This window comes from Dyadobacter endophyticus, from assembly GCF_014641595.1.
GTDB lineage: Bacteria > Bacteroidota > Bacteroidia > Cytophagales > Spirosomataceae > Dyadobacter > Dyadobacter endophyticus.
In genome coordinates, this window is the sequence record NZ_BMIA01000001.1 from 345,159 (window position 1) to 356,434 (window position 11,276).

An 11,276-nucleotide genomic window follows, 5' to 3' on the forward strand; every position below is an offset into this window, starting at 1 on the left:
AACAAAGGTAAGCGCTATTATGAGCTTGCTGAAAATGAGCTAGTCACTAATTTTCTAGTTAGATTTCTATCAACCTGTTGTCTTATTTCAGCAAGGTTAAACACGTGTTGAGGGCATGAGCCAAGCCGGGGTTCAGGGCTTGAAAACCCTGAACGATCGCTCCCGCTTTTGCTCTTCGACTGTCAGGATATAAATTCCCGACGGCCACTGACTGGCCTGGACTTCGTGTGCTTTTGCCGTAATGCCTTTCTTCTGCATCAGCGCCCCGGAGCTTGTGTAGACGCGGATAGTCCTTTTTGCCGCATGTTGAAAATCCAGTCTGATGACATCACCGAACGGGTTTGGCGAGAGCCTAACCTCGAAATTCGGCAAAGGATTTTCGGATGCAAGGATTTCTTCAAATCGCAGTGTGGACGGCTCCTCCACGGTCCCGGCGCCACACACATTCCAAACACCCAGCAGCCTGTAAACTGTCGCGCCCGTACGCTGAACGATCATCGTATCCGGGGAATTGCCGGTTTCCCTTGTTGGGAACGCAGTGGTTGTCCCTACCGAATAGTGCCAAGGCGAATCACCCTCGAATTCCAAAGGCAGCCGCACCAACAAATTGTTGTGGAATGGAATGGAGCTCGCTCCGAACCGGGCTTTGGCGCGCTGACGCAGGAAAAGCGGCTCAGCATAGGTGCTAGCTGAGGTGCCCGGGTCGGATGCGGTTACCCTGAGCCGGTAACCGCGACCGCGTGGCAGATCGCCGGGTATCACTGCGGCGAGCGGCGTTGTGTTACCAATGGTAGTGATATTGCGGAAATTCTGCCCGTTTACATCGGAAACCTGCACCGTGAAGCGGTTGGTAGCCGAAAAACTGCCGCTGGTGCGATACGCGACATGGATGGTATCCATGCTGCAAAACGCAGTCGAAGCAGGCGACCACCAGTTTGCGACGCTTATGTTGCGCTCCGAACGGGGCTGGACGCTCACCACCGACGAGCCCGAGAATGTCCCGGCCCCGCATTGGTTTGTAATGGAGGTAATCTTATAAGTCGTAGTTTTCGATGGATTTACCAGGATATAGCCATCCGGAGCGATGAAGGAACCTTTGCTACCATCAGACAATACATATTCGATACGCTCGTAAAAATCCATATTATTGATGCGAATGCCCAGGCCAGCAGTGTCGCCTGCGACTACGGTCATATCCCCGAATAGCGTAGCATCGACGACCGTGTGAACATACATCGACAGCTGCTGTTTAAGGCCGTATTTGGGCACATTGACAATCATATTGTATTCTCCGGCCGCAATACCTTTGGGAATATCGAAAGCGCGCTGCCCCGATGCCAATTTGGTTGAATCGAGCAGATATTTTTGTTTCGTCAATTGATTTTCCAGTTCGAAACGGATAAAGGAATCCGACAGGTCGTAGTCACCGGTCAGATTGTAGATAATGTCCAGAGATTTCCCCCCGGCACAGACGGTGCCCACAACCACCATGGACATAGTCAGAGCTGGCTTGGGGCTAACCACGACGGCTTGTGAGGGAGGCCCGAAACCGCAGGCATTGCTTACCGATTTGATTTGAAAGGTTGTCCTGCCGGAAGGTGAGTGGGAAAACTCTTCGGGTGTCTGATATTTGCTTTGCTTTTCGTTGTATTGATTCACGGTTGTGATCGGGAACGAACCAGTGTAATCGATGCGGAACAGTAGCTGCTTACTGCCGTCAAGTATGATCGGATTTTCATTAGGATGATTAGGGAAGGTCAGTGAGGCTGCCGGTAGCTGCCCGATTGTTACAGCCACCTCGTTGGATAGCGGACCCTGTTGCGAGCTGATGCGTGAAATGTATTTCCCAGGCCCCAGGGTTGAAGGGATAACTCCGCTTAGCCGGTTGTTGTCGCTGCCGGTAAATATCGTTTGAAAGGCGGAATCATTTTCTTTCCTTACCTGCCAGGAATAAACCGCGCCGCTGGCATCGCCATCCTGAATTACGAATGGCACACTCACGTTTGCTCCCGGGCAAAGCGTCACATCCATAAATGTTTCGGTCATAACGATCCGGTAAGGGATAACTGTCATCGTTTTGCTGACATTTACTTGCTGCCGGCCACAAGCCGTACTAACCGACTTGATGGTGAAAGTGTTCTCACCCACTTTCGGCCTGATTTTGAATGGCGACATCCCCCCGTTTAAACCGGTGAGTGTGTAATCCTGCTGCCCGTTGGAATACACCAGCGTATCAATCGATCCGCCTTTGGAATTGAAATGGATATAAAAATCCCCGTTAGAGGTAAAATCCGGCTGATTAGTTGCCCGGTTCACGAAATCGATAGACATATCGAAAAGCGGATAGCGGAGGTATGGAAAGAACTCCGAGCCGATCACCTCCGGTTGTGTGGAGGCAACCCGGAGGCCGAAATTTTCAGTTCCGTCCCCGGAGGTTCCTCGTGTATCGTCTCCTGGGATTTTCAACTTGACCCTGCCGCCGCGCGTTACCGTAGCGATCGTCTCGTAGTTACAGCAGTTGTCACCCTTCACGATCTGGACCCTGAAAACATTTCCCTCTCCGAAGGTTCCTGCGGTTTGAATGTCCAGTTCAAGGCTGTCGCGGTGGCACCCGCTGAATGCAACAGGCAACACGGAAATAAATGGCTTGGGGCTCGTTGGGTTTTTAACAGTGAGTTTGGCTTTGGGAAGGTCAGTAGTGGTAAAACAGGCATTTCGGACGGATTTTATACCAAAATCCATGCTTTGCTTAACGAACAGTGCTTCATAAAAGAGGGATTCTGCCGGTCGCGGCGGTAACTGGATGCCCGAACTGGTAACCACGTCATACGGTCCTCCACCGGAGATCTCCATGTAAATCCGGGTATTAGTGGGCGTATCGAATACGAAATCGTTTACATCGGTGGGATAAATAAGTTGCGGTTTGGATTGAATGGAAATGTCACCTACTGCCAGCGAGCGCACCGCTGGCGCACTGCTCACAAGCCGGAACTTGAACCTGGCGCGCACGCGGGGATATTGAGTGGTATAATTGGCAAAAACGGGGATTTTGAAGGAAACATAATCTCCCTCTCTGATGACAGAGACCGTTTTTACTTCGCCATTCTCATGACTAATCTCCATTGAAAGTGTGCTGGATGCCGGTATGGGCACGTTGGAAACGAAATGCAAGCGGGCAGTTTGTTGTTCGCAAAAGGGTTTGGCCGGGTCCAGATCGTCGAGTATGGTGCCAGGAAGCACGGTAACTGTGGCCGACGGTGCCGGTGAGGGCGTGCTCACTCCGCAAGCGGAGCTTACCGAGCTGATCGAATAGGTGGTGGTTTGGGCAGGCTTCTTATAAAGCGGGTTGCTTTCATCAAACTCGGTACTGGCACCATTGAAGTAATCCCGGCCGTCGCTCAGTTTCACCCGATAATTCCCGGCGCCACCATTTTGCAATTCCAGCAAGGTAGCTTCTCCAAATGCAACCGTGTAAGCCGCTTTTGCAAATGAAATTTGCGGCGGCAGCTGCACTTGTAAAAACACTTTTCCACGTCCGCCGACGATTTTAGCATCAGGTGTGATTACCCGGATATTCAGCGGCGTGTTGTATTCTGGCACAAAGCCTGCGGGTAGCGCAACTTCAAGCGTGTTTTCGGAAGTTCGCTTTGCCGGCAATTCCATCGTACGGCCACCGGGCTTGTCTTCTCCTGTATAAATCGCTTCTTTCAACCGTACCTTCCAGCCGGCGGCGCCTGCTGGCAACGGACCGTCAGATGAAAAATGGACAGATACATTGTTTCCAGGGCAGACAGTGGATGGTGAAACAGATGCGGTAATCAAAGAAACCGCGTTCACCACCGCCCGCGCCACACCGCTGGTTTGCATCGCCCCGCAGTAATTTTCTGCGCGGGCAACCGTAAAGTTGGTAGTCCGCTCTACCATTCTCGAATCCTTTTGCTCAGGCATTCCAGGGCCATAACTGGCGTAAACACTAATACGGCTACTATCGCTTAACAGCCCAAATCCATCCGACGAACTAATCGTCTGTATCTGGAAGCGGTGGTCTTCATATTTGTTCAGTGTATCGGAGGCAAGCGAGGAAATCATGACCAACCCCTTGCCATGCACATGGAAATTCTCCTGCCAATTGCTGGTTACAGCCGGGGCGGTGGCAGCAATCCGTAACCAGAGCTGAGGGTGCGAGGTGAGTGCAGAATCAGAAAACGATACTTCAATAGCCCCGTTTTTGAGCGTAGCCGCATATTGCGTAAAGCTCCCGGATTCAGCACTTGTTTTGATCTGTACCCAGAATTGATTGCCGGCCTGAAAGGACCCTGTGAGTTTTACGGGGATGCTGTGGGCTGTTCGCAGACATGCGGACCTTAATTCGGAAATAGTAATGGCGGTATTTTGAGCAAAAACCCTGGAAACGGACAGCAGAATAATGAAAAAGCAAGTAAAATGTCTGATCATAACTGATTGAGGGGAACGGGGAAGTTGGTTGTATCTGTCAGGCACACAAATGTACACAATGGAACCATTCTTCCAGTCGAGTCTTGATGAAGATTCCCTGTACCAGTAAAATTCGATGCAAGATTCGCTTTTGTCCATACTAAGCGGTGAGTTGGAAATCTTCGAAACGCAACCTCCTTCATTGTCTTTACAGCCATAGGGCAAAGGAAGCCAGACTGGCAACGATCAGTGCCCAAGTTGCAACAACTGTTTCTTGCAAACTAAATATCCGGCTCATATAAATAAGCTTATCCTCTTGCAAGGATCGCACTAAACACTACGATAATTTCCTCCTCTTTTGTTTTATTTTCTTGATTAGTTTAATGTCAAGTCACTAAACTTAATCGATGGCCTCAATTTGAGAAGTATTACTTATTCATTGATGTTGTGTGGTTTCTAAATTAAAACTGGTATAAAAAGCCTTACTGATTTCGCAAGCTTGATAAACGGAGAGAATTGGATGAAAACTGCTGGAATTCTCAATAAAAAGTGAGATTAAGTTGTGGGTTGTTGTTGCCAAATCACTGTACAATTTGATAAAATAGCAGATCACATGCCTTGATATGTAATTCGTAAACTTGTTTCAATACTGGCCGTATGAGGCCATACGGAATATGGATGTACCGGAACTAACCTGCTAAAAATTCCGATCGAGGCAGCTGTATTCAAAATACTTTAATGCCTTCGAGCGTGACTGCTCATGGCTTCATTAGCAGGGTTCTTGCTCAGCCCAATACGGGATTGTGTGGCCGGGTTTGCCTTCCGGATAATGGACGAAGCGGATTTCTGGCCCGCTCGACCGGAATCTATGTATGTGCCGATATGGCCATTCCACCGATGTTGACTTTGAAAGGTGGCATTTTATTATGTAACCATCGGACTCATATTTGGCTGCAAAGTGCCTAATTATGTCCAAGTGACACTTTTGTTAAATTTCAATAAAAATTTGTATTCATTTTTGACCAAAATTTATAATTTATTATTAACTCTGCACTAGAATAGCTGCAATCATACTCTGTTTCCAATTTACACCTAACAATATGAAAACAACTTTTGCTGTTAACGATGTTGTTCAACTACATCAAATTTTTCTTAGTCATTATCTTCACTTGCGTTTAATTATCATGGAATCGGTCCTCTGAACCAGTGCATTCTATGATAAAACCTAACTAAGAGCCCACTTTTAGTTATCATCTATTGAGCATTAAGCGCCCCTCTATCACATTTCTTTTTATCAGAACATCGCCGGCCCCGCTGTATTTTATTCCAATTTGTTGGTCTATTTCTGTATTCTAAACCTGTGCCTATGACTAAATAAAAAACCAGACTACACTTATATCCATTGTAAGGCAACAACCGGTTTTCGGTAGGGAGGATTTGTTGTGCCCAACAATTAAAATGACGCTACCTAATCATTTATTAACTGAGATTTATGAGCAAAATCATTTACTTAAAACGGCTATGCCCACCTGCTGTGTGCCTGGCTATGATGGCAGTTGCTGTAAACCAACCTTTGCCGCTTCTGGCGGCTGGTCTGCCGGGCGTTAAAACCACTGTTTTCCAGGCGGAAATCATCGTGAAGGGAAAAGTTACCGAGGAAAACGGAACGCCACTGCCGGGTGTAAGTATCCTCGTAAAAGGGACTAACACCGGTACTACCACGGACGCTTCCGGAGAATATACGATCGCAGTTCCTAATGCAGAAGCTATCCTCGTATATAGTTACGTTGGTTTCGTTAAGCAGGAAGTCGCAGTAGGCACAAGGAATTCCATCAATGTAACGCTGCTGGGTGATTCACAAGCCCTTAGTGAAGTGATTGTCGTAGGCTATGGAGAACAGAAGAAAGAGACATTAACCGGAGCTGTAACAACAGTGAAAGGATCTGACGTTGTTAAATCTCCGGCCGTCAACGTAAGTAACAGTCTTGCCGGACGTTTACCGGGGGTAACGCTGGTTTCACGCAGCGGTGAGCCGGGACAAGATGGGTCGACAATCCGGATCCGCGGGATGAATACATTAGGTAACAACGACGCCCTTGTGGTAGTAGATGGTATTCCGGGACGATCACTTGATCGTATTGACCCCAACAGTATCGAAACGATTTCAGTTTTGAAAGATGCTTCCGCTGCGATTTATGGAGCTCAGGCCGCAAACGGGGTTATTCTGATTACCACCAAACGCGGTAAAACAGGAAAACCTACTATTACCTTTAATGCCAATCAGGGTTTCAGTCAGCCTACCATTCTGCCTAAAATGACCAACTCGTCGGAGTATGCCCAGGCATTGAATGAGGTGGATCTATACAGAAATCGTCCGCCCCGGTATACCTCTGAGGACATTGCCAAGTTTGCCGATGGCTCGGACCCATGGAAATATCCCGATACAGACTGGTTCGATGAAATATACAAAAACTGGTCAGGTCAGCACTTTTATAACGCTACCGTATCAGGTGGCAGCGAGGCTGTGCGCTATTTTGTCTCCCTGGGTACAAAAACCCAGGATGGGTATTACAAGAATAGTGCGACCAAGTACACCCAACATGATTTCAGAACAAACCTGGATGCTACTATCACCAAGAATATAAGCCTGCGCTTTGACGTATCTGGCCGCATGGAAGATAAAAATTACCCCACGCGCTCAGCGGGAGATATATTATGGATGGTGATGAGGGGCAAGCCGAATATGCCCGCTTACTGGCCAAACGGTGCTACCGGGCCGGATATCGAGTATGGAAATAACCCTGTTGTGGTGAGCACCAACCAAACTGGGTACGACCGTGATAAGTGGTATGTTTTGAACAGTACGCTACAATTGAATGTCAAAATTCCCTGGATAGAAGGACTTTCATTCACTGGTAATGCCGGGATTGACAAAGGATTCAATTTCAGAAAGCGTTTTCAGACTCCATGGTATCTCAATTCCTGGGACGGGACCAGCCGTGACGCGAATGGAGAGCCCATACTGGTGCGTGGAAAGAAAGGCGTGGGAGATCCCAACCTGACGCAATACACAGAAGACAAGCAGGATATTTTGCTGAATGGTTATCTTAATTACGAGAAAACCATAGGAGCTAACCATATGGTGAAGTTCTTGGTGGGTAGTGAAAGGAGAACTGGTAATGGCGACAGATTCAATGCGTTCCGCCGCTATTTCGTATCTACTTCCCTTGATCAGCTAAATGCAGGTGGGGATGCCGAGAAGGACAATGCCGGGACAGCAAACCAAAGCGCAAGACTGAACTATTTCGGACGTGTCAATTACAGCTTCAAGGAAAAATACCTGATGGAGTTTGTGTGGAGGGTGGATGGATCCTACATTTTCCCCAAAGCAAAACGTTTCGGGTTTTTCCCGGGTGTGTCTGCGGGCTGGCGCATTTCGGAAGAGGGCTTCTGGAAAGATAACATAAGCTTTATTAATCAGTTCAAACTTCGCGCTTCGTGGGGACAAACCGGTAACGACCGTATCGAAGAGTGGCAATATCTTGGAACCTACGGCTTCCAGAACCAAAACATGGTATTTGGTACCAATATTGAAAGTAAAACCCTGGGAGAAACCCGCATTCCGAATCCCAACGTGACATGGGAAGTAGCCAGCCAGGCAGATATCGGTTTTGATGCAAGCTTATTGAATGATCGCATCAATATTACTTTCGACGTATTCGATTATCGTCGCTCGGGATTACTTTGGAAAAGAAACGCGTCAGTTCCTACTTCAACGGGTTTAACCCTTCCCAGCGAAAATATTGGCAAGACGTCAAACAAAGGATTTGATTTCAATGTGTCCTATCGCGGCAGTGTGAAGGACCTGAAATACACGTTCTTTGTGAATGGAGGTTATGCGATCAATAAGGTGAACTTCATTGATGAAACACCGGGGCGTCCCGACTACCAACAGGTTACCGGGCACCCGCTCCCCACTAAACCCAGCGATCCCAATACGCCTTTCGATCCTGATCGTGATCTGTACTATCAGGCGATTGGCATCTTCAAAGACCAGGCTGCTGTTGATGCGTATCCGCACTGGGGAGGTGCTCGTCCGGGTGATGTAATTTTCCAGGATGTGAACAATGATGGCAAAATCGATGCGAGTGACCGGGTTCGCAATTACAAAACAGATGTGCCCCGCTTCCAGGGCGGTATTGGTGCTAACCTGAGCTACAAAGGCTTTGACCTTTCGATCCTGTTCCAGGCGGCTACGGGCGCGCTTCGTTATCTGTCTTTGGAAAGTGGTGATTTCGGAAACTACTGGAAAGAAGATTTTGACGGTCGCTGGACTGCTGAAAACATCAATGCTTCCAAACCGCGTGCGAGCAACAGAAGTGATGAGTATTGGAGATCACAGAGAAATACGCACCTGCTTTTCAACACCAACTACGTAAGGCTGAAAAACCTGGAATTTGGTTACACCCTACCAATGGGACTTGCCAGCCGTCTTGGCTTGCAGAACGTTCGTTTTTATGTGAATGGAAATAATCTGGCTACCTATTGCCCTGGCCTGAAAGGATTCGATCCCGAGGATAATAACACTGGTGGCATCAATTACCCACTTTCCAGAGTCGTAAATGGCGGTTTATCGTTGACTTTTTAATGAATTATATATGAAAAAGATTGTAGCTTTTTTAACAGTTGCGCTGAGCATTGGCAATCTGACTTCCTGTAATCAAGATTTTCTTGACAAGCAGCCACAGGACCAGTTTTCAGAAACCGCAGTATGGAGTGATCCCGCACTGATCCAAACGTTTATCAATAATACCTACCGGGGACTGGGCCATGGTTTCAACAACGTGATGTTCTCTACTTACAGCGATGAATCCATGGCTGTTTGGGGACCTGTTGTAAACGTGACCAAAGGCCTTATCAATGCCAGTGATATCAATGACTGGGCTTATGACCGGGCCGGATATTTTGTCTGGGACAATGTTTACAAAAATATCCGCGCAACAAACCTGTTTTTCAGCAAGATTGACGATGCAACAACGCTGGATGCTGCTACGAAAAACATGTACATGGGCGAAGAGCATTTTGTCCGGGCCTATCTGTATCACAATCTGGTATCGGTTTATGGTGGCGTACCGCTGGTTACGCAGGCGTATGGCCTCGGCGAAGAATATTCAATGCCCCGTAACACCTATGAAGAGTGTATCAAGTTTATCGCTGATGAATGTGATAAAGCTGCTGCTTTGCTTCCTCTAACGCAGTCTGCTGCTAATGCGGGCCGCGCCACCAAGGGGGCTGCCCTGGCACTGAAAGCACGTACGCTGTTGTATGCGGCCAGTGATTTGTATGCCAATCCAACCTGGTCGGCCGGTTATGCCAATCCGGAGTTGATCGGTTATAAGGGTGGTGACCGTGCTGCAAGATGGAAAGCAGCCAAAGATGCTGCCAAGGCCGTTATGGACCTGAACATTTACAGTCTGAACGCACCCAATCCGGCGACACTGGCCGAAGCTTCAAAAAACAGAGCTGACATGTTCGTTTCCAAACAATCGCCTGAGGACATACATGTACGTTTCTTCCTGGCAAAACTGGACAACGACGGTGCCTGGCCGGGACGTTCCAATGGCCCTAATGGCTATCATAACTGGGGTGGAAATACACCACTTGGCCAGCTGGCCGATGATTATGAAATGAAGGACGGTACTAAATTTTCGTGGTCGAACCCGGCGCATGCCGCAGATCCGTATGTTGGGCGCGATTCGCGTTTCTATTCGGACATTTTATTCGAAGGCGCACCATGGAGACAACGTCCGGCTGATGTGATTGACAAAGATCCCAAAGGTATCATTCAAACAGGTTATTGGGAAAAATGGAACGCCACTACTTCAAAAGTGGAAGTTGTGGCGGGGCTTGACACCAGAAAAGGGCCTATCGAAGACTGGAACGGGACCTATTCAGGATATTATCTGAAAAAGTTTATGGATCCTGCGGTGGACGCCCAGTTTTTCAGATCTGAGGTGCCGTGGAGATTTATCAGGTATACAGAGATTTTGCTCAACTATGCAGAAGCATGTATCAATCTGGGTGAAGAAGCCGAAGCTAAAAAGTATCTGAACATGATCCGTAAACGAGCTGCAATGCCTGAAATTACTGAAACCGGCGCAGCGCTGATGAAACGTTATCAAAATGAGCGCCGCATTGAAATGGCTTACGAAGAGCAGCGCTTTTTCGACGTTCGCCGCTGGATGATCGCTCCCCAGATTTATTCCAACGCACGCGGCGTTGAACCGACTTACAAGTTAAATCCCGATAAGACAACCGCCGCAAAAGCGACTTATAAGATCATAGAAGTTCAGGAACGTAAATGGGTGGATAGGAATTATTTCCTCCCTATTAAACTGGATGAGATGAATAAGAACAGCAAGCTTATTCAGAATCCGGGGTATTAATGAAAGTACATAAAAATAAATGCCGGTCACAGACCGGCATTTATTTTCTCTCCCGGCTGGCAACTTATTGCCGTAATGATCAATTCTGCCTTGCCTAAGGATGCTAGCTACCCATCGCTATGCAGCGATATATTACCAAGGGCGACATTGCCCACCATGGTGACCGATCCGACAACCTACATTACCCACCGCGTCGATTTTAGTCAGGTCAATGCGGAACACTTCTCATTGCAACGACCAACTACATTCAAGGTAGGCTGCCGGCTGGCTGCGGAGGGTATGGATTAGTCCCAATAAAGGGGTTGAAAAGTCCGGGCGGGTGTACAAAAAAGCCTCACAGCTGATCCGTACTGCCGCTGAATCAGCTTCGAAATTTGGCAGCTGTGAACGGAAGAT

General features: G+C 48.0%; 4 protein-coding genes. 3 read left to right on the forward strand and 1 reads right to left on the reverse strand.

Annotation, left to right across the window (positions count from 1 at the left end; all coding sequences use genetic code 11):
- Positions 1-132: 132 nt before the first annotated feature.
- Positions 133-4,455: a T9SS type A sorting domain-containing protein gene (locus tag IEY24_RS01550; RefSeq protein WP_188927995.1), complete on the reverse strand. Its 4,323-nt coding sequence runs from the start codon at positions 4,453-4,455 to the stop codon at positions 133-135.
- 1,471 nt (positions 4,456-5,926) lie between these two features.
- Here IEY24_RS01550 and IEY24_RS01555 point away from each other — a divergent pair.
- From IEY24_RS01555 to IEY24_RS01565, 3 genes are all read left to right on the forward strand, one after another.
- Positions 5,927-9,082: a SusC/RagA family TonB-linked outer membrane protein gene (locus tag IEY24_RS01555; protein WP_229221137.1), complete on the forward strand. Its 3,156-nt coding sequence runs from the start codon at positions 5,927-5,929 to the stop codon at positions 9,080-9,082.
- A gap of 10 nt (positions 9,083-9,092) precedes the next feature.
- On the forward strand, positions 9,093-10,880 hold the full coding sequence (locus tag IEY24_RS01560) for a RagB/SusD family nutrient uptake outer membrane protein (RefSeq protein WP_188927997.1): 1,788 nt from the start codon (positions 9,093-9,095) through the stop codon (positions 10,878-10,880).
- A gap of 75 nt (positions 10,881-10,955) precedes the next feature.
- A complete protein-coding gene (locus IEY24_RS01565; protein ID WP_188927999.1) occupies positions 10,956-11,168 on the forward strand; it encodes a hypothetical protein in 213 nt (70 codons plus the stop codon).
- Positions 11,169-11,276: the final 108 nt, after the last annotated feature.